The organism is Bacillus sp. CD3-5 (genome assembly GCF_006349665.1).
In the GTDB taxonomy this organism is placed as follows: domain Bacteria; phylum Bacillota; class Bacilli; order Bacillales; family Bacillaceae_G; genus Bacillus_A; species Bacillus_A paranthracis.
The window spans coordinates 905,255-926,704 of the sequence record NZ_VEPX01000001.1 but is presented as its reverse complement, the minus strand read 5'-3'; the positions used below and the strand labels follow the sequence as shown (position 1 = coordinate 926,704).

Genomic DNA, 21,450 nt, shown 5'->3' with positions numbered 1-21,450 from the left:
ATAAATTTGTATTTTTTCTATTTAGAATGTTTTATTTTTCTTACTACTTTTTATCTGTTAATATAAATATAGAAAAGTATGTATTAATTATTGGTTAGGTTAATAGAAAAAGAAAAACATAAATAGTAAATGATCTTACACTTAAAATGTAACAAGATAGCTAGGGGGAATAGTTATAATGGATACAACTCAACAAAACAGTAATGCATGGGATAAAAAGGTTGAAGAAGGTTCTAGATATACACAACCTGTAAGTAGCGAGGTTATTGAAAGAAGTAAATCAGGTGAATGGGAAATCACAGTTACCACAGAAAAATCAGTTCCTAGAGATTGGTTTCCAAAGTCATTAGATGGATTAAAGATACTTTGCTTAGCGTCAGGTGGCGGGCAACAAGCACCTGTTCTAGCTGCTGCTGGGGCGGATGTAACAGTTACTGATATATCAAGAAAGCAGTTGGAACAAGATGAAAAGGTAGCAGAACGGGATGGGTTAACTTTAAAAACAGTACAAGGAGATATGACAGACCTTAGTGATTTTGAGGATGAATATTTTGATATTGTTGTAAATCCTGTTTCTAATTTATTTGTAAAAGATGTTCATCTTGTATGGAATGAAGTTTCAAGGGTTTTAAAGAATAAAGGTATTCTCATTTCTGGATTTACAAATCCGTTACTATGGATTTTTGATGATAATCAAGAACAAAAAGGTATTCTTGATGTAAAACATTCAATTCCTTCATCGACATTGGATTATTTACCAGAGGATGAAGTTCAAGATTACATCGATTCAAATCAAACAATAGAATATGCGCATACACTAGAAGATCAAATCCAAGGCCAAATTGAAGCGGGTTTTATTATAACAGGTTTTTATGAGGATGATTTTGGTGGAACAAGGATATTAGATAAGCATATTAAAACATTTATTGCTACAAAAGCTATAAAGTTAAAGGTTGATTAAGAATTTTGACTTGTCACACGAGACGTTAGTCGAAGAAGGTTCTTAAAATAGTATATATAAAAGGAAAAGGGTGGCACTTTCCATCCTTTTCTTTTTATATAATTAGGTTATGCTTTTTATATTAAGAATTTTGTTGGCCGAATCTTTTCCCAAGTTTAGCTAGCAGTTCAGGCTGATCCCCTTGGCTCATTACAACTTCAACAAAGGTAAGCTGATCCTTATCAATACTTATTTTAGTTAAGACTTCTTGTAACTCTGTTTCATTTTCTACTTTACATGTTAGGCTTTTTTCTTCTGTTCCGAATACTTTCGCTAGTTTTGTGTACTCCCACATTTGTATATCATTATACGGTTCGTTTTGACCATGAATTGCACGTTCAACAGTATAACCATTGTTATTAATTAAAAATATAATCGGTTTTAAATTTTGACGAAGCATGGTCGATAATTCTTGGACAGTTAATTGGAAAGAACCATCACCAATAATTAAAATGTTGCGCCGCGATAAATTAGCGAGCTGTGTACCAAGTAGAGCAGGTAACGTATAGCCGATCGATCCCCATAATGGTTGCACTACATATGTAGTATTGTTTGGTAAAGGGATAGCGGCACTACCAAAGAAAGGTGTTCCTTGCTCTGCAAGTAAGACGTCGTTTTCTTGTAAGAAATGGTATATTTGTTGCCAAAAACGTTTTTGTGTAACCATTTGTGCTTTTGGATTGAACTCTTCTGTTATAGGTAGTGATTCTGAAATAAATGGCTTAATATCAAGCGTTTCTTCATTTCGATGCTTAATTACATCACTTAACTGTTGTAAAACATCTTTCATTACAACTGGCCCGTATTTTTTATCTGTAATTTTCACAGTGTAGGGATGAATTTCAATAACTTGTTCTTTCGTAAAACCTTGTGTGAAGCCACCTGTAATAGTATCAGTTAACTTCACACCAATACTAATAATACAGTCAGATTCATCAATTCTTTTACGCAAGTATGGAGAACTTACATCACCAGTATAAATCCCTATAAATTGAGGGTGTTTTTCTGGAAATATTCCTTTTCCCATACTTAACGTTGCAATAGGAAACCCTGTTTTTTCTACAAATTGATATAAATATTCTTTAGCATGAAAACGATCCACTTCAAAATCAGCTAAAATAATAGGTTTCTTTGCACTATTTATTTTTGAAGTGGCATGTAGAAGCATTTTATCTAGCGCATCTTTATTACTTACAACTGGTTTATGTAAAATTGGTTCCGTAGGTTTATTGATTGGTTTATTATACACATCAATCGGTAATTGAATATGAACAGGGCGTTTCTCAATCCAACATGCACGTAACACACGGTCAATTTCTTCAACAGCATGCTCAGGTGTTAATTTTGCTTGTGCCACTGTGATTTCTCGATACATATTGGAAAAATGATCGAACTTTCCATCACCTAACGTATGATGAACGAGTGCTCCATTTTCCATTACTTTAGTTGTTGGCGTACCAGTTATTTTTATAACTGGTACGTTTTCTGCGTATGACCCAGCAACGCCGTTAAGTGCGCTTAATTCTCCAACACCAAAAGTGGTAATAAGAGCGGCGATTCCTTTTATACGAGCGTATCCATCTGCAGCATATGCCGCATTCAATTCATTACAATTACCAATCCACTTTAGCTTTTCATGTGCTAGTACATCATCTAAAAAAGCCAAATTATAATCACCAGGGACACCAAAAATATGTTCAATTCCTAATTCGCTTAGTCGATCTAATAAATATGTACTTACAGTATATTGCGTTTTCAAGTGAATCATCTCCTAATTTTGCAATGAATATTTCAATAGACTAAGTTCCAATGCGTTCATTAAAATATTGATTACTGGATTGTGGTATAATTTACATACAGGGGGAAAGTAGATGACACAACATAAAGAAGAACAGATGAATGAAGCATTAGCATTATTTTACTTTGCATATAAAACATTTACTGAAAAGCCAGATGAAATTATAAAAGAGTATGGCATACAACGAGTACATCACCGAATTTTATTTTTTATCGCACGCTTTCCAGGGATAAGTGTAAATGAGTTATTATCAATGCTAGAAATAAGTAAACAAGCTCTTCACGGTCCATTACGACAACTTGTGGAAAAGGGCTTAATTGAGAGTAATGAAGCTACACATGATCGCCGTGTGAAACAGTTATCTTTAACAGAAAAAGGTACCGATTTAGAGAAAAAACTGAGCGATGTACAAAGAGAACAAATGAGTGTTATTTTTTCAAAATTTGGTGAATCGTGCGAAGAAAATTGGCATCAAGTTATGAATGAAATGGCAAATAGTCGATCAGGTTTTGATGCTTGGATATCAAAACGAGAAGTTGTAATCGATCAAAAATAATAAGAAATATATCTGTTTTTATAGTTTGAAAAAGAACAAATTTTATCCATACATTTGGCAACTATGGTTTGATCATAGAGTGAATGGATAAAAAGATACATTACTAGATACTTTATACGTGTACGCAATGGAACAATAAAATTCACATTTCCGAGAGGGGAATTATTATGATAAAACTTGTACTTATTCGTCACGGACAAAGTTTATGGAATCTTGAAAATCGATTTACAGGATGGACAGATGTAGATTTATCAGAAAATGGGTTAAGTGAAGCGAGAGAAGCAGGAGCGATATTAAAGAAAAACGGATATACTTTTGATGTAGCTTATACATCTGTATTAAAACGAGCAATTCGGACGTTATGGATTGTACTTCATGAGATGGATCTTGCCTGGGTGCCAGTACATAAATCATGGAAGCTAAATGAAAGACATTACGGTGCATTGCAAGGGTTAAATAAAGATGAAACAGCGAAAAAATATGGTGAGGAGCAAGTTCATATTTGGAGAAGAAGTATTGATGTAAGACCACCTGCTCTTACTGAAGATGATCCTAGATATGAAATGAATGATCCAAAATATAAAGCACTTAAAAAAGGTGAGTTTCCATTGACTGAATGTTTAGTGGATACGGAGAAAAGAGTACTTAATTATTGGCATTCAGAAATTGCGCCATCATTAAAAAGTGGTGAAAAGGTGATAATTTCATCGCACGGTAATACAATACGTTCGCTAGTGAAATACTTAGATAACCTTTCAAGTGATGGTGTTGTTTCATTAAATATTCCAACGAGTATACCACTCGTGTATGAATTAGACGATAATTTACGCCCGATTCGCCATTATTACTTAAGTATGGATGGAGAAGTACCTGAAGGAGAAATTCCGAAACATATTACTTTTTAACATGAAAATTTGAAACGCATGCTTGTCTACATATACAATGTAGATTCAGGATAAAAGACGTGGTACCTTCTAATGTATATGCGATATTGCTAAGTTTAGAAGCTTGTCCACGTCTTTTGTCATAAAGAGAGCTGCTTATGCATGTAATGATATCGTGAGTAGTTTTTGAATGGAGGGTGATGTCATTGGTGATCTCTAACATTCGAATCGGTTTATTTATTTTAGCAATCGTTTTTCTAGTACTTATTTTCTTTTACTGGAGAAATGAAGAGTTGTACGAGGAGAAGAAGCAACGAATTAGAAAGACTTGGTATGGGTTGTTTATAGTATCAGTCACCGTGTATTTCATGATAAAAGGAATTGATTTAACCCTCTGGAAAAATCTTTTAATGTTCACTGCAATGGTTATTTTCGTTGATATTGCCTTTATTTTAACACCTAATATTTCAGAAATATGGGGAGCGAAATTTAGCGATATCGGCAAGACTGTTCAATCGATAAAACGGTCATTAATTGCTTCTAAAGCAAGAGGAGAAATATACACAACAATTATTCAAAATGTCAATCCAGCAGTGTTCGGTACGATGGAATGGCATACGGAAGAAGAATATACAAAAAGTTTAAACGCATTTTTAGATTCATATGGGGAAAAGATTGGGGCGAAGATTGTTGTATTTGAAGCGGCAAAGGAATTAAATACGAACTTTCGCGGTATCCGCTCGCAATTTAGTATTATCGTTCCGTTTGAACACATTGAGCAATTGAATGAGCAGAAAGCGGTGCAAGTAGAAAATGTCGGAATTATACCAGCAAAAATAGTGAGTGATGTTTTTATTGTTATTGATGGGAAGAAAAATAATCTGCAAGATCGGGATTTTGAAAATGTATATAATTTAACAATACATCATAGTTATTTTAGTAAATAAGGGCAGAGTTTTTTTCTGTCCTTTTCACTTATACATAAAGACAAAGTAAATTTAGACAAACTTGTATAAAATCGGACAATCATCCCTACACTAGCACGTAGAGGTGATTGTAGTGATAAAAGATTATGACAATGATTTTTTTAAAGAAGATAATGAAGATACAACAGATTTCTCGTTAATAAAAGGAGATACATTACAGCAAGTAGAAGAACTAGAAGAAGAATTAAAAAGAAAATGATACTTGTACACGCTGTCTACATTTACGATATAATATAAATAGAAGATTGTATCTTTTTGAAAAGGGGGAGAGGAGATGACTGAAGTAAATGTACAAAAGTCTTCATTTTTTAAAGAAAAAAAAGAAGAACCAAATACAGATTTCTCTCTTGTGAAAGGTGCATTGACTCAAAATGTGGATCGATTAGAAAAATTTGTAGAGGCAATTCCATATAAGTATATAAAAGAGAATGCGTAAAAGCATTCTCTTTTATATACACTCTTTATGATTTGCTTATCTGCTATTTCTTTTTTGTTTAAAAATGATTTTATACATATAATACCCAAGGGCCGCAAAAAGGAGTCCAATAACAGCACCAACTATTTCTTTCATAAACAATAAGTATAACGAAGCAATAATTAGTGTAAATAAGATTAAAATTAATACATACTTTGAAATAAATTCTAACCCTTTGTACACTAGTAGAATGACACCTGAAAGAACAGTGATGATGGGTAATATCCTATTTTCGAAAAAGCCTTCCTTTTTTTTGCTAGAATGCTGTTGTTTATTCAATATAAATATACTCCCGTCTTAAAGGATTAATCTTTTATTAGTTTTGCTATTTCATTTTCGAAAAGATTTTTGGTTAAATAGGTTATATCAAAGGAATCATTTATTATATTACGAGTTAATAGCCATTGGGTGTTGGGTGATTCAATAACAAAGAGTCCATTGTCAGAAATAACCTCATTCTTTTCTGTTGTATCTAGACGCATAATAGTGTAAATAGACTGTGTTGTTTTTAAATCTATTATGTGTGAAAAATTATTTTAACCAAAAATATATTAGATTATAATTCCATTAAAATCTACTTTTTTATAATATCAAATATTATTATTAAATAGTAGATTAATATTGGTAATTTTATGATAATTAACAAAAATAAAAAAGAGAGAATGCCAGCTAGGAGTTGAAGGTACATCAGATTTCTCGTTAATTAAAGGGGATACGATGCAGCAAGTAGAAGAATTAGAAGAAGAATTAAAAAGAAAATGATACGTGTACACCCTGTCTGCATTTGCTATATAATATAAATAAAAGGTTGTATTTTTTTGAAAAGGGGGAGAAGAGATGGCTGAAGTAAATGTACAAAAGTCTTCATTTTTTAAAGAAAAAAAAGAAGAACCAAATACAGATTTCTCTCTTGTGAAAGGTGCGTTAACGGAAAATATAAATCGGTTAGAGAAATTAATGAATAATAGTACTTCAAAATATATGAGAGCAAAAAAAGAGAAAGAAAATGCATAGTGCATTTTCTTTCTCTTTTTATATGCAATTTAAATGTTTAACGAGCGGATATTAAAGTATGAAATAGAAAGTGAAAATAATGAATCATGGTATAATGATAAGAGACTTACATATTATTTGTCATTTTGAGAGGAGCTTAACAATGTATTCTACTTTAGAACAATTAACAAAGCACCCTGTATTTTATCATTTTGCAGAAATTTCAAAGATTCCTAGAGGATCAGGTAATGAAAAGGAAATTAGTGATTATTTAGTTGGCTTTGCAAAAGAGCGTAACTTAGAAGTGATTCAAGATGAAGCATTAAATGTCATTATTAAAAAAGAAGCAACTGCTGGTTATGAAAATGTACCAGCTATTATCATTCAAGGTCATATGGATATGGTGTGTGAAAAAAATCAAGCAACAGTACATGATTTTGAAAAAGATCCAATTGAATTACGAATCATTGGGGACATGTTATATGCAAATCAAACGACTTTAGGCGCTGATAATGGTATTGCAGTGGCGTATGCGATGGCTTTATTAGATTCGAAAGACCTTCCGCATCCAGCACTTGAAGTAGTTATTACTACTGAAGAAGAAACAACAATGGGCGGGGCTTTTGCTGTTGATGCAAATCACTTTGATGGTAAGATTTTTATAAATATTGATTCTGAAGAAGATCATAAATTACTTGTAAGTAGCGCAGGTGGTGCGAAAGCTGTTGAAACAATTCCAGTGATTTGGGATGAAGCGCCAGCGAATACGGATGCATACCGTCTATATGTTGGTGGTTTAAAAGGCGGACATTCTGGTATGGAAATTGATAAACAACGTGGTAATGCGAACAAAGTATTAGGACGAGTATTACGCGATTTATCAGCAAATATTCAATTTGATATAAGTGAAGTTCACGGCGGATTAAAAACAAATGCAATTCCGCGTGAAAGTGTAGCTACAGTTGTATTACGTACAGAAGATGTAGAGAAAGTAGAAGAAAAACTAGAATCTTGGACGAGAGTATTACAAGAAGAAATGCGTGCTGTTGATCCAGATGTTCACGTTACACTTACAAAATTGGATGAGAAAGTAGAAAAAGTATTTGCTAAAGAGACACAAAAGCAACTTATTTCATCATTATTCTTAATTCCAAACGGCATTCAAAGTATGAGTATGGATATTAAAGGTCTTGTAGAAAGTTCAACAAATTTAGGCGTTATTGAAACGTTACAAAATGAAATTAAATTACGTAACGAAGTGAGAAGTTCTGTAAGTAGTTTAAAACAACATGTTGCAGATGAGATTAAATGTATCGCCGAGTTAGTTGGTGCAACATTTGAAATCGAGTCAGAGTATCCAGAATGGCCATACAATCCGAATTCACAAATTCGTAATTTGTTTGAAAAAGTGCATCAAGAAAAATACAATAAAGATGTTGAAATCTTCGCTGTACATGCAGGGATTGAATGCAGTGTATTCGTTCAAAAGATGCCTGAATTAGATGCAATTTCATTCGGTCCAGATATATTCAATGTTCACACTCCAGATGAACATATTAGTATTTCTTCTGTTGTGAATAACTGGGGATTCTTCGTTGATGTAATGAAGGGTACGAAAGAATTAGCTAAGTAATAATGATGAAATGAAAAGTAGCCTATAAAATTTTATAGGCTACTTTTTTGTATAGAGTTTTATTAGAAATTCATTTTTACGTCATTATTTAATTTTTGGTTTTATTTCTAGAGGAGATCGAACCAAAGACTGCTCCAGAAATTGCTCCGATTAAAGTCATAAAAATTGCACTCCATGTTGCAAATGACATTTTTACACCTCCAAATAATCAATTATTGTTTCTTAGTCTTTTGAATAGAAATGATAATTGCAATAACTATTAAGAAAATAAGTGGAGACCAAGAATAGAAAGACATGTAATATTCTCCTTTCAATATTAATTTTAAATATTTTTATAGATAAATTATCGCATTTTTAAAAAGTGAACATATAGAATATGCAATATTGCATATTAGATTATAGAACTTAATGAGGTGAAAACAGTTGTTGAATAAAAAATATAATTTATAAAGAAAGTAAGGGTTTTTTTAACTTTAAAAAGGGAAAATAATCAAAAGGTCCTCTATCTTATATAAGGTAGAGGACCTTTTAAAATGGTTTTTGTCTAATAAAAATAGTATTTAATATTTTTTGATGAGGTTTAATTATTTTGAGATTTTAAAGCTGCCTCCATAATAATAATTTTCTCCAAGTTTCATAACAGCTACATATGTTCCAGGATTATAAGCCTTAGTAATAGGTGTTACAAATCTACCATAATTATGATTCAAACCCGAGTCATAAATGGTTTTATATCTATGTAAGTTTATTTCATCATTTTCATTCCCGCTCAATTGATATATTTTTACAATACCAGTATCTTTACCACCAGTATATATAGTAACATCGAATGTATCTCCATGTTTTAAGTCACCAACTGCTAACTCTTCTATAAAATCTGCATTATGATGTAATAAAAAATAGCTTTGCCAACGCCAATTATCTAAAAATTGCGATTCCTTTTGTATAAGTTGCGATTCAGCAGAAACAGGTGGGAGCGTACCAATTGTATTCGAAAATAAAAATCCTCCAACAGTCAATGCGCCAATAATTGTGGATTGCCTTAAAAGTTTCATGTTCTAAACCTCCTATTTACTTAAGGATTCAGAAATCGTTTTGTGAAAAACTGGCTGTGAAATCTAATGGATGATAATATCTTCTATAATCATATTAACATTTATTGATTTATCAGACAAATTAAAATGTAATAAGACTATATCGAGGAAGTTACGGCTATTACAGGAAAGAAGTTAGAGGTATAGTTAAGAAATCTTTATCATATGTAATTGGGATTTGTTATTTGAAAATTCGATTGTTTTAATGTTTAAATTTCAATTCATACTTTAAGTTTCAGTACATCATTTTACAATTTGACTTATGTAATTTAACACGTTATGATTTTTTTATTATAACAGAAAGGCTTGAATATAATGATTCGTCGTTTGAGAAAGCTAAAAAATGTAGCAGTCGTATTAAGCTTCTAAGTGAATTACAAAGATCTACAATACTTAGAAGCGAGGAATAAAGGTATGAAGTATCCATTATATAATCATTGGTCAGAAACGAAGTATTTAAAAGATATAGTTACAAATCCACTCATTGAGGTAGGAGAGTACTCCTATTATTCAGGTTATTATGGTCATCAAAATTTTGAAGATGGCTGTGTAAGGTATTTGTGGGGGGATGCTAAGTCCCGAGCACTTTTCAATCCAATTGAACAGATGGGATGGCATCTTGATAAACTCATTATTGGGAATTATGTTTGTATTGCCAGTGGAGTAGTCATTTTAATGGGTGGTAATCATAATCATCACTCAGAATGGATTACAGTATATCCATTCGCTGAGCAAATTGAACATTCATATGAACCGAAGGGTGATACAGTCATTAAAAGTGACGCTTGGATTGGAATGAATGCTATAATAATGCCTGGCGTTACAATTGGTGAAGGTGCAATCGTTGCAGCAGGAACTGTCGTAAGTAAAGATGTTCCGCCGTATACAATAGTTGGTGGAAATCCTGCTAAGGAAATAAAGAAGCGGTTTAATGATACAGAAATGAATATGCTGATGGAAATGCGTTGGTTTGATTGGAATAGAGAATTAGTTGAGAAGGCAATGCCTATATTATCTAGCTCATCTATTAAACTATTATATGATTTTTATAAAAAGGAAGTAAAAAATAGATAAGTCTGTGAAAAAACTACATTCTGTATAGGATGTAGTTTTTTATTATAAAAATTAATAGTCTAGACTAAGGGAAATTCATCTCTAGTATAAGTATAGTAAATAGCTGAATTAAATAATAAAAATCCTTAATAGCTAATAAACAAATGTTTAACTGCCAGTTTGCCTCGATAATTAATCAGGACACACTGGTTTTATTTTTTGTAAATATGGAACAAATGGATTACTTAGATTGTCGATTAAGTGTAATCCTAAAAAATATGAAAGTACGAATCATTTTGAAAAATACAAAGGTGTTAAAAGTGTGGGTAATAAGTGTCAGTTTGTCTAAAAGAGCGGGATGAAATATTCTATATGAAAGTGGTCCTAATGTCTTATATTTAGAATTTGATAACGTTGTCTATTTTTGAAGGATTATGTCAGAATAACGCTTTTTTGAGTACAAAGATATTGGAGGTAACAGAAGTGAAAGGTATGTTTTGCAAGAGATTTATTGCAATAATAACAGTGCTTACACTATTTTGTAGCATAACTGTTATATCTGGAAGTGCATCAGCGGAAACAGTTTCTGCTATAGAAGTAGAAGCAGGATCAGCAATTTTAGTAGAAGCAAATTCCGGGAAAATTTTATATGAAAAAAATGCAGATGAATTATTAGCAATTGCTAGTATGACAAAAATGATGAGTGAATATTTAGTTCATGAAGCGGTGGAGAACGGAAAACTTAAATGGAATCAAAAAGTTAAAATCTCTGAATATGCATATAAGATTTCGCAAGATCGTTCCTTATCAAACGTTCCATTAGAAAATGGAGGCTCTTATACGGTCAAAGAGTTATATGAGGCAATGGTAATTTATTCTGCAAACGGTGTAACAATTGCTTTAGCTGAAGAGATTGCTGGGAAAGAAGTTAATTTCGTAAAAATGATGAACGATAAGTCAAAAGAGTTTGGAATGAAAAATTATAAATTTGTAAACTCAACAGGTTTAACAAACTATGATTTAAAAGGACATCACCCAGAAGGGACAACTCCAGACGAGAAAAATAAAATGTCCGCAAGAGATTGTGCGATTTTAGCACAACGTCTTATTCAAGATTTTCCGAAAATATTAGATACTGCAAAAATCCCTAAAAAAACATTTCAACAAGGTGGTAAGTATCCAATTGATATGACGAACTTTAACTGGATGTTAACAGGTTTAATTAAGCAATACGAAGGTGTAGATGGGTTGAAAACAGGAACTACCCCTGAAGCTGGGGATTGTTTCACTGGTACAGCAGAAAGAAACGGTATGCGTTTAATCTCTGTCGTGATAAAAGCAAACTCTCATGCAGCACGTTTTGATGAAACGAAGAAATTATATGATTATGGATTTGCGAATTTTGAAATGAAGAAAGTTTATGGAAAAGATTCAGTAGTAAACGGGCATGAAACAGTGCGAGTAGCAAATGCAAAAGACAAAGATGTAGTTGTTCAAACGAAGCAAGCTGTTTCACTTCCAATACCAAAGAGCAACAAAGACGTATATAAAAAAGAATTTAAAGTATTGAATGAAGAACAAGAAGCACCTATTAAAAAAGGTGTAACAATTAGTAAAATGATTATCTCGCCTAAAGATAGTACAGATCCTGGTTTTTTATTAGGTAAATCATTACAAGTAGACCTTGTAACAAAATCTGATATAGAACAAGCAAATTGGTTCACACGTTTTATGCGTAACATCGGATCTTTTTTTAGCGGTATGTGGGACAGTGCGTTTGATATAGTAAAAAGCTAATTTTATAGTCTGAAATAAAAGCTTTCAAAGTATTATAGATTTTTATGTTGATGGCTTGGAATTGAAGAAGGCATTATTTTTTCATATTTGTCCGTCGGAACTTTTTGTATTGCTATTAAGCTAAAATAAATTTGTATCTATATAATCCCTAAAACGCTATCTTTTTTGTAGAAATATAAAAAAGGATGGAGTTTATTTTGATTTTGAATTTAAAGCACCCTGGTACAAGGATAGTTTAATAAAGTTACACAGGATGAAAAAAGATTCATTATTCAATTAAATTACAATGAAAATAGATATACATTGTGAACTATTATATAGTGTAGATATAAACAACAAAAAGGGGGAATACATATGTGGAAGCGATTTGTAGCGATTGGTGATAGTTTTACCGAGGGCATAGGGGATGAAGTTGAGAGGATTGCATTAAAAAGCTGGGTAGATCATTTTGTTCAAATATGTGCATTTGATATGGAATATGCCAATTTTACAAAGCGTGGTTTAGTAACTAAAGAAATTCGCTCGCAGCAATTGGAAAAAGCATTAACGTTTAATCCAGATTTGGTAAGTCTAATCGCAGGTGCAAACGATGTATTAAAAGGACGTTGGAATCATCAAGAATATAAGAACGATATGGAATTTATGATAGATATATTAAGTAAAGCAGATGCTGATATTATTATAGGAAACCTTCCAGATTTTACAGTTAGGCTTCCTTTATCATCTAAAAAAAAGCAAGTAGTAAAAGAACAATTATTAGAGGCAAACGAAGTTATACGTTCACTGAGTAAAGAGTATAAGCTTCATCATGTTGACTTTTGGGATCATCATTTAGTTAATGATGATACGGTTTGGTCTAAGGATTTAATTCATCCAAACTCAAAAGGATATGTGAAAGTTGCTGAATTAATTCATAGTAGTTTACCTGTACATGACTCTTCTAAATAAGCTTTAGAGTGAACGAATCCCCAGTCGCATACAGCATATGGGTTTTGATGCGGAATAGAAGATATACAGCGTCTATAAATTAAATTTTAAGTAATTCTTTTTTATTGTATACACTTAGTTATTTTTTGTTGAAGGACCCTTAGAATAAGGGCCCTTTTTCGTGTTAAATAGATCCGCTTCTATTGTTTGTAAGAATCTTAAAATCTTCTCCTTCGAATGTAACTTGATCATAAATTAAATTTTTTTGTAAATGTGGAACAATTTCATTACTTATACTGTCTATTAAGCGTTACAACATTTTTTATTTAATTTATTAAGAAAGGAATAAACATTTTTAACTAAGGGAGAAGATTGAATTGAAAAAATTATGGATGCTGCTTTTCTTTTGTTTTGCAGTTATATTGGTAGGATGTAATAAAAACGAATCGCCAAAACAAGCATTTGAAGAATATATAAATTTATGGAATGATAGAGAATTTGCAAATATGTATGATCATTTATCAGAACATGCCCAAAAAACGATTTCTAAAAAGGAATTCACAGAGAAATATCAAAAAATTTATGAGGGCATTGGCGTTAAGAATTTAAACGTTAAAACGAAAGGAGAGAATGCTAAAGATAAAGAACTTTTTCTTTTTGAAGTTAAGATGGATACGGATGGAGGAACAGCTTCATTTATCCATGAAGCAAAACTTGTGAAAGATAAAGATGCTTGGAAAGTAGATTGGACACCAGATTTCATTTTTCCAGGTATGAAAAAAGATTACAAAGTACGTATGCAAACAGAAGATGGAAAACGCGGAGAAATATACGATCGAAATGGGAAAGGTCTTGCAATGAATGGTAAAGCGACTGAGGTTGGAATTATTCCAGAGAAACTAGGCAAAATGGCGGCTGAAACAAAAGAAATAGTGGCACAGTTACTGGATATGTCTATAGAAGAGGTCGATCAGAAGCTTACAGCGAAATGGATAAAACCAGACTCCTTTGTACCAATTGGTATTTTAAAAGAGGGAACTAGACAGAATGATTATATTGAATTAGAAGGAGTATCATCTCGCCCAGTAAATATTCGTATGTATTCATTAGGGGAAGCAGCGGCACACTTAACTGGCTATATAGGAAATGTGAATGCAGAGGAGTTAAAATCGCTTCAAAAAAGAGGTTATCAAGCTGATGATTTAATAGGTAAGACAGGTTTAGAGAAAGTACTGGAAAATAAATTGCGTGGTGAAAAGGGTGGACGCGTATTTATAGAAGATGAGAGTGGGAAAGAGATTAAAAACGTAGCAAAAAAAGAAGCGAAAGCAGGGGAAAATGTTACGTTAACAATTGATGCTGCAATTCAAGAAAAAATCTATAATGAGATGAAAAATGAAGCAGGCTCTAGTGCAGCGATCAATCCTAAAACAGGTGAAACAATCGCACTAGTAAGTAGCCCTGCTTATAACCCAAATACAATAGTTAGAGGAGCATCAAAGGCCCAACGAGAAGCATGGAATAACGACTTGAAACTACCAATGATGAATCGTTTCACACAAGCATTTGTGCCAGGTTCCCTATTTAAAACGATTACAGGTGCAATTGGTTTGGAAACAAACACAATAAAACCTAAGGAAGAATTTAATATTCAAGGACTAAAGTGGACAAAAGATTCCTCTTGGGGAAATTATTATGTAACACGTGTGAAGGATGCAAGTCCAATTGATTTTGACAAGGCAATGAAGTACTCAGATAATATTTATTTTGCTCAACAAGCCTTGAAGATGGGAAAAGATAAGTATGTAAATGAATTTAAGAAATACGGATTCCATGAAAAATTACCAATCGAATACGAATTTCCTATTTCAATCATTGCAAGAGATGGGATAAAAAATGATATTCAACTAGCAGACACGGGATACGGACAAGGACAAGTATTAATGACCCCACTTCATTTAGCATTAACATATGCACCGATTGTAAATGAAGGGAATATTCCGTCGCCTCATCTTTTAAAAGAAGCAAAAGTAGAAGGGAACTGGAAAGAAAATGTGGTTTCTAAAAAGAATCAAGAGATATTAAAGAGTGCATTAATAAAAGTCATTAATGACCCTGATGGCGCGGGGAGAATTGCTAAGGTTGATGGTATAACTCTTGCTGGTAAAACCGGTACAGCAGAACTGAAAGAGTCCAAAGAAGCAGATGGAAAAGAACTGGGATGGTTTGCAGCTTTTGATGCAAATGAGCCGGACATGCTTGTTACCATGATGATCGAAGATGTAAAAGGAAGAGGGGGGAGTAACGTACCCGGTGAAAAAATAAACCATATTTTCCGGAAATAATAATTAATTATAAAGTAAAATCTTTTACAACATTTATTTTTTGCTTAACACAAAGGTATAAATCATGCAAAACAAAGTATAATTAAGCTTCGAAAAAGCATTCTCCTTACTCGAGAATGCTTTTTGTTGTGTCTGTAGAACATTGATACCTCGTCTTTATTTTCATTTTTGAAAGGTTACCATCGTTAATGGAACAAATACAACTTGTATCTTGTCTATATATTGAAACCATAATAAAAGCGAGGGTAGTTTTATGTTTATTCAAATAAGTTCGAGGTGTGGAAATGGAACAGAAGTTTATTGAAGAATGTAATCATGAGGAGCTTGAATATGTTATAAACGATTATTGGCAAGATGTATGGAATTATTCATTTATTATTACGAAAGATCCACACTTATCAGATGATATCACGCAGGATGTATTTATAAAGGTATTTAAAAATTGGAATTCATTTCGAAAGGAGTCATCTATTAAAACGTGGATATTAAAAATTACAAGAAATACGGCAATAAACTATTTGAAATCCTCCTATTTTAAAAGGATATCTTTAGTAGGATTTTTTAGTGATGATAAACAATCCCCATCGGCAGAAAAAGAATTTTTTAATCAAGAGGAAATGAATGAAGTGTGGGATGTTGTATTAAAACTACCTAAAAAACACCGTGAAATAATAATTTTAGACGCGAAATATGAATTATCTTATGAAGAAATGGCTGAAACACTAGGAGTATCTATTGGAACTGTAAAATCTAGATTAAGCCGAGCGAGAAGTAAGGTTTCAAAATTAATTGGGGAGGGTAGTAGTGATGAACAATAAACAAAATCCCGACTGGTATAGTAAATTAAAAAAAGGTCCCATGGAGAAGCGTAAAGATGAAGAAGAGTTTATTTTTAAAATAAAGCAGTCTATATATGAAAATAATGAAGCGGATTTTGTAAAACATAAAAGACCGTTTCGTAAAAAAGCGCTGCCTATTGTAGTTGTTTTCGTTTGTACAATGTTATTTGTTATTGTTCAACAACCTTGGCTTGATGATAATAAATCACCAGTCCAAAGCAGCACTCAAATTAAGCCTAAAACGAAAGATGAGTCTGCTCAAGATCCAACATTAAAACAATTTATGAATGATTTATATCAAAGTACAAATGCAAAAAACGAAAATGACTTGAATAGAGCGTTAAATGATGAAGTTTTATTTAAAGGGAAGAGTTATAAGAAGGATGAATTGAAGTTTGATGAAGATATTTTTCATGAGTTGCAAGTTGCCCTTACAATGGGGGGAGAATTTACAAATGATACAAAACAAGCATACAAAGTACCAAGTGGATTGACAGAAAGTAATGAACCAAAGCAAGCACATTTTATATATGCAACTATTACTGGAAATAAAACAAAAATTTTAGCTGAACCAAAACGAGAATCACGAGTTTTATATGAAGTATCTAATGAAATGGTAAAAGCTTGGATTCCGGAAAAAGTGCAGAATGATGGATATATAAAAGTATCGACAATTGGCGGTAATACTGGATATGTACAAAAAGAGTATCTTTTAACTGATATTAAATATTCTTTCATGTTCGAAAAGGATCGAGAAGGTAAATGGAAAATAACGAATATTGATTCTATATGGTAAAAGAGGAAGGTTCACTTTAATGAACCTTCCTCTTGTTTTTATTCTCTTTTTGAAGTGTATTCCAAGACTCTAAAATTTCTGATGTAACGAGAGCGGCGATGTTTTTCTCTGAATTACTACCAGGAATAACGACAGAAACGGCAATTTGTGGATCTTTGGTAGGAGCATATGCAATGAAAAGAGAATGATTAATCATTCTTGCTTGCTCATTCGGAAAACCTGTAATTCCTGTTTTACCTGCGACGTCAAAGGGCAGCTTTTTAATCTCCTCTATATTTTGACTCATTCCACCTTGCACGACATTCCAAAAGTTCATCGGATAATGATTTGAACTTTCTAAAATGGGTTTAAACTTTTTTGTTTCCTTACCATTTGGACCAATAATAGCACTTGCGATGTGAGGTTTATATTTGTCACCTTTACTAGCTAAAGTCGCTGCATATTGAGCAAGTTGAAGAGGAGTGTGTACTTCATTTCCTCCCCAAGAGGCATTTAATAAAGCTGAGATTCCATTTTCAAATTTATTAGATGGATGAAGCTCATATTGTCCGTCTTCTTCAAATGGTAAATCAATCCCTGTTTTAGAACGAAGACCGAATTGCATTAAATAATCGGTCCATATGTTTGCTACTTTTTCTATATTACCATTATTTTCGTTGAATAAAGGTAGTGCTACTTTTGCTGTCATAAATGTGTTAGATGAATTGATGATAGCCTGCCGCGGTGTAATCTCACCAGTTGGCGTTCCAGGTGCATTCACAATGTTATTTTGATTATCATACTGAAAACTACCCTTATCTAAATAAGTATCTTCAGGTTGAAAGAGCTTTTCGTTTAATCCAATTAAAATAGAAAGTGGCTTTATAGTAGAGGCCATATTTACACAAGATTCACCGTACTTTAATTTTTGAATTGCTTTATTTTGCGAAAGTGATTTAATGTTTTCTTTTTCAGGTGATGTATGTAATATATTTGGATTAAACACTGCTGAGTTGGCCATAGTTAAGATTGCGCCAGTTTTCACATCGGTTACCACAACATAACCAGCATTAATATCAGTTATTTTCTTAATTTGAGATCTTAATGCTTCCTCTGTTTTTTGCTGTAACTTAGAGTCTAAAGCTAATTGGACATCTTTTCCTTTTTGTACTTTTTGAATATTCCATAAGAACTTTTTGTTATTTATTTTAAAAATAAGAGTTTTACCCGGTTTTCCTTTTAAATCATTTTCATATTGCAGCTCAACCCCGCTTTTTCCAACAGGCATATACTCTGAATTAAGGTCATTTTCTACATAACCAATTACTTGTGAACCAATTTCATGCTTGGGATAATATCGGATCACTTCATTTTTAATTATTACATTATTGGGTTTTTTCTTATTTACGAATGTAAGTTCACTCTCATTTATGTCAGAGTATAACGGTATATCATTCATAGTTTGCTGTTTACAAGATTGTTGTAAGTGTAATTTTATGTCTTTTGCAGAAATGTCATGTTGAAACTCGCTTGAAAATTGATGGAAAAAAGCTAATGTGTTTGATGTATCTAGTTTTGATATCTTTTCATCATTAAAAGTGCAATATAGAGACTTAACTTTCTTATTTGTAGCTAGTATTACACCATTTTTATCAAGTATTTGTCCTCTTTCGGCTGAAGAAGTTTCGATAGTAATTGAAAAGAAATGACTTTTAAACAAAATTATTAATATAAAACCTACAATAGAAAGAATCGCTATAAATTTCCATCTTTTTATTTTTGTATGTAACATAAAGCCCTCCCTTTTTAGCTTATTCCATATTATAGTTAATTATTTTTTTTGTAAATGTGGAACAACTTAATTATTTAGGTTGTCTATTAAGTATTACAGCATGAAGAAAGGAATAAATAGTATGAAATTTCACTTTTAAGATGAGTCGTTATACAGTGTAGCATTACTAATGCAAACGACAAAAAATAGAGAGAAAACAAGAAAGGAGAGTTTTGAATTACGCAGCAAAACGAAAAGAAATGGATGCTTACAATGGTTTATTGAAAAAGTCGAAACGATATTTATAATCGGCCATCGTTACGTAATATATAAGCAAATATATGGAGGATTTATGGAAAAGCAAAAAGGAAATAAGAAGACATATATATCTATTCGATTAAATATAATGTTCCTTTGCATATTTTTACTATTCTCAGCTATTATTGTTCAACTAGGAAAAGTGCAAATTGTAGAGGGAGAGGCTTATAAGAACCAAGTGGAAAACAATCAAAATACAACAACTAGTATCCCAGTTCCACGTGGACAAATACTAGATCGAGAAGGAAAAACAGTTGTTAATAATAAATCTCTTCGCACAATTACGTATACAAGGGTAAAGGGAATTACGAGTGAAGCTATTTTAAAAACAGCAAAAGACTTGGCAAAAGTACTTGAAATGCCTGAACAAGATATAAACAAATTAACAGATATCGATAAAAAAGATTTTTGGATGCAGTTGAATACGAAACGTGCGGAAGCAATGATTACGAAAAAAGATATAGAAAAGTTTAAAGAAAAGGGAATAGAGGGAAAAGAGTTAGATAAAAAAATAGAAGAATTAAGACGAAGTCGAGTTACAGAAGTAGAATTGGCAGAATTAACAGCACAAGATTTAAAGGTGTTAGCTATTAAAAGTAAAATGAATTCAGGTTATCAACTGACACCACAAATTATAAAAAAAGATGTAACAAATCAAGAGTATGCGCAAATCAGTGAAAATCTTGCGGAGTTTCCTGGGGTAGATGCAACAGTTGATTGGGAGCGCAATTATGTAAATGGTGATTTATTTCGTTCCGTGTTAGGTAATATTACGAGTAGCGAAGAAGGTCTGCCAAAAGAAAATTTAGATTTTTATTTAGTACGCGGATATAACCGTAATGATCGTGTAGGGAAAAGTTATATTGAACAACGATATGAAGATGTGTTACATGGTACAAAAGAAGAAGTGAAAAATATTACAGATAAATCAGGAAATATTATAAATACAGAAATAATTTCTAAAGGAAAAAGTGGTAATAGTTTAACATTAACGATTGATATGGAATTACAAAAGAAAGTGGAAGAAAGTTTAGAGAAAAATTTGAGAGCTTTTAAGAGTTCAGAGCCACTATTGGACCGAGCTTTTGTTGTTATGACAAATCCGAATAACGGACAGATTTTATCTATGGCAGGCAAAAGGATTGTAGAAAAAGAAGGGAAAATGGAAATCGAGGATTTGGCATTAGGTAATATGACAACTTCGTATGAACTAGGGTCAGCTGTAAAAGGTGCAACTTTATTAACTGGATATGAGACAGGGGCAATACAACCAGGAGATCAATTTTATGATGCACCGATGAAATTTAAAGGTACACAAGCTAAGAAATCGTGGAATGTATCCGGATTTGGTAATATTAATGATTTACGAGCTCTACAAGTATCTTCGAATGTATACATGTTCCAAACAGCTTTAAAAATTGCGGGCGTTAATTACGTACCAAATGGTTCATTGGATATAAAACAAGAAGCATTTAATACGATGCGCTATTATTTTAAGCAATTTGGCTTAGGAGTTCCTACGGGTATTGATTTACCGAATGAAATAATTGGACAAACTAGAAAAGTAGATAGCCAGCCTGGTTTTTTACTAGATTTTTCTATCGGTCAGTATGATACGTATACGCCATTGCAATTAGCGCAATATATTTCAACAGTTGCTAATGGCGGTTATAGAATGCAACCTCAAATTGTAAAAGAAATACGAGAGCAATCAATAAAAGAAGAGGTTGGCAAAGTTATTCGCTCAATAGAGCCTGTCGTATTAAATCGAATTGATATGAAGACAGAACATATTAATCGAATAAAAGAAGGCTTTAGATGGGTATTCCAAGAAGGTGATGGAACTGGCGTGAAGTATTTCAAAAATGCTTCATATAAACCAGCAGGAAAGACAGGAACAGCTCAAACTGTATATGGTGGAGATGATCCAATTGGTAGAAATGCAAAAGGAGAACGTATGGAATGCTACAACTTAACGTTAGTTGGATATGCTCCATATGATAATCCAGAAGTAGCATTCTCAGTAGTAGTTCCGTGGCTTCGTAACGATAAAAGTGGAATTAATTCTATAATTGGAAAAGAAGTTTTAGATGTATATTTTGATTTAAAACAGCAACGTATAAATGGTGAAACTACTCATACAGATGTTCCGAATCAAAATTAGAAAAACGTATACGCTTTTCTTATGGAAAGACATACTGTTTAT

Annotated in this window: 19 protein-coding genes; 15 read left to right on the top strand and 4 right to left on the bottom strand. The window is 32.3% G+C overall.

The window, feature by feature from the left end:
- Positions 1–178 precede the first annotated feature (178 nt).
- Positions 179–961, top strand: coding sequence for a class I SAM-dependent methyltransferase (locus FH036_RS04860; protein WP_139895438.1), 783 nt, complete (start codon positions 179–181; stop codon positions 959–961).
- Positions 962–1,082: 121 nt separating this feature from the next.
- Here FH036_RS04860 and FH036_RS04855 read toward each other — a convergent pair whose 3' ends face one another.
- Complete coding sequence (locus FH036_RS04855; RefSeq protein WP_139895437.1) at positions 1,083–2,768, bottom strand: alpha-keto acid decarboxylase family protein; 1,686 nt, start codon at positions 2,766–2,768, stop codon at positions 1,083–1,085.
- 103 nt (positions 2,769–2,871) lie between these two features.
- Here FH036_RS04855 and FH036_RS04850 point away from each other — a divergent pair, with 103 nt between their 5' ends.
- From FH036_RS04850 to FH036_RS26985, 5 genes are all read left to right on the top strand, one after another.
- The gene (locus FH036_RS04850; protein WP_044791801.1) at positions 2,872–3,354 is read left to right on the top strand and encodes a MarR family winged helix-turn-helix transcriptional regulator; all 483 of its coding nucleotides are present in this window, start codon (positions 2,872–2,874) and stop codon (positions 3,352–3,354) included.
- A 167-nt stretch (positions 3,355–3,521) separates the two neighbouring features.
- Positions 3,522–4,259, top strand: coding sequence for a 2,3-diphosphoglycerate-dependent phosphoglycerate mutase (gene gpmA / locus FH036_RS04845; RefSeq protein ID WP_000594146.1), 738 nt, complete (start codon positions 3,522–3,524; stop codon positions 4,257–4,259).
- A gap of 188 nt (positions 4,260–4,447) precedes the next feature.
- Positions 4,448–5,185, top strand: coding sequence for a type II toxin-antitoxin system SpoIISA family toxin (locus FH036_RS04840; RefSeq protein WP_041184221.1), 738 nt, complete (start codon positions 4,448–4,450; stop codon positions 5,183–5,185).
- Positions 5,186–5,297: 112 nt separating this feature from the next.
- Complete coding sequence (locus tag FH036_RS04835) at positions 5,298–5,423, top strand: hypothetical protein (RefSeq protein WP_000588712.1); 126 nt, start codon at positions 5,298–5,300, stop codon at positions 5,421–5,423.
- A 75-nt stretch (positions 5,424–5,498) separates the two neighbouring features.
- Positions 5,499–5,660 (top strand): hypothetical protein, encoded by a 162-nt coding sequence (locus FH036_RS26985; RefSeq protein WP_044791798.1) that lies wholly within the window; start codon positions 5,499–5,501, stop codon positions 5,658–5,660.
- Positions 5,661–5,696: 36 nt separating this feature from the next.
- On the opposite strand, the gene FH036_RS04830 is transcribed toward FH036_RS26985, so the two are convergent.
- Positions 5,697–5,978, bottom strand: a complete 282-nt coding sequence (locus FH036_RS04830) for a hypothetical protein (protein ID WP_001041553.1) — start codon at positions 5,976–5,978, stop codon at positions 5,697–5,699.
- 558 nt (positions 5,979–6,536) lie between these two features.
- Here FH036_RS04830 and spoIISB point away from each other — a divergent pair.
- Together spoIISB and pepD are read left to right on the top strand one after the other, a co-directional pair.
- Entirely contained in the window at positions 6,537–6,713 is a 177-nt protein-coding gene (gene spoIISB / locus FH036_RS26980; RefSeq protein WP_044791796.1) for a stage II sporulation protein SB, read from the top strand.
- A gap of 142 nt (positions 6,714–6,855) precedes the next feature.
- Complete coding sequence (gene pepD, locus FH036_RS04825; RefSeq protein ID WP_139895436.1) at positions 6,856–8,325, top strand: beta-Ala-His dipeptidase; 1,470 nt, start codon at positions 6,856–6,858, stop codon at positions 8,323–8,325.
- A 584-nt stretch (positions 8,326–8,909) separates the two neighbouring features.
- On the opposite strand, the gene FH036_RS04820 is transcribed toward pepD, so the two are convergent.
- Complete coding sequence (locus tag FH036_RS04820) at positions 8,910–9,380, bottom strand: DUF5065 family protein (RefSeq protein ID WP_000771842.1); 471 nt, start codon at positions 9,378–9,380, stop codon at positions 8,910–8,912.
- Positions 9,381–9,833: 453 nt separating this feature from the next.
- Between FH036_RS04820 and FH036_RS04815 the strand changes: the two genes are divergently transcribed.
- The 6 genes from FH036_RS04815 to FH036_RS04785 all read left to right on the top strand — a co-directional run bounded on the left by FH036_RS04815 (position 9,834) and on the right by FH036_RS04785 (position 17,176).
- Positions 9,834–10,493, top strand: a complete 660-nt coding sequence (locus tag FH036_RS04815; RefSeq protein ID WP_070806034.1) for a CatB-related O-acetyltransferase — start codon at positions 9,834–9,836, stop codon at positions 10,491–10,493.
- 462 nt (positions 10,494–10,955) lie between these two features.
- Positions 10,956–12,269 (top strand): D-alanyl-D-alanine carboxypeptidase family protein, encoded by a 1,314-nt coding sequence (locus FH036_RS04805; protein WP_306821660.1) that lies wholly within the window; start codon positions 10,956–10,958, stop codon positions 12,267–12,269.
- 354 nt (positions 12,270–12,623) lie between these two features.
- Complete coding sequence (locus FH036_RS04800) at positions 12,624–13,217, top strand: SGNH/GDSL hydrolase family protein (protein ID WP_139895435.1); 594 nt, start codon at positions 12,624–12,626, stop codon at positions 13,215–13,217.
- A gap of 356 nt (positions 13,218–13,573) precedes the next feature.
- Positions 13,574–15,541 carry a penicillin-binding transpeptidase domain-containing protein gene (locus tag FH036_RS04795; RefSeq protein WP_139895434.1) on the top strand — a complete coding sequence of 656 codons (1,968 nt, stop codon included), beginning with the start codon at positions 13,574–13,576 and terminating at the stop codon, positions 15,539–15,541.
- Between the two features lie 284 nt (positions 15,542–15,825).
- Complete coding sequence (locus FH036_RS04790; RefSeq protein WP_044791791.1) at positions 15,826–16,359, top strand: RNA polymerase sigma factor; 534 nt, start codon at positions 15,826–15,828, stop codon at positions 16,357–16,359.
- Positions 16,349–17,176 carry an SH3 domain-containing protein gene (locus FH036_RS04785; RefSeq protein ID WP_138321991.1) on the top strand — a complete coding sequence of 276 codons (828 nt, stop codon included), beginning with the start codon at positions 16,349–16,351 and terminating at the stop codon, positions 17,174–17,176. The genes FH036_RS04790 and FH036_RS04785 overlap by 11 nt, the downstream gene beginning before the upstream one ends.
- Positions 17,177–17,192: 16 nt before the next feature.
- Here FH036_RS04785 and FH036_RS04780 read toward each other — a convergent pair whose 3' ends face one another.
- Positions 17,193–18,947 carry a peptidoglycan D,D-transpeptidase FtsI family protein gene (locus FH036_RS04780; protein WP_139895433.1) on the bottom strand — a complete coding sequence of 585 codons (1,755 nt, stop codon included), beginning with the start codon at positions 18,945–18,947 and terminating at the stop codon, positions 17,193–17,195.
- A gap of 331 nt (positions 18,948–19,278) precedes the next feature.
- Between FH036_RS04780 and FH036_RS04775 the strand changes: the two genes are divergently transcribed.
- Positions 19,279–21,408 carry a peptidoglycan D,D-transpeptidase FtsI family protein gene (locus tag FH036_RS04775; protein ID WP_139895466.1) on the top strand — a complete coding sequence of 710 codons (2,130 nt, stop codon included), beginning with the start codon at positions 19,279–19,281 and terminating at the stop codon, positions 21,406–21,408.
- Positions 21,409–21,450: the final 42 nt, after the last annotated feature.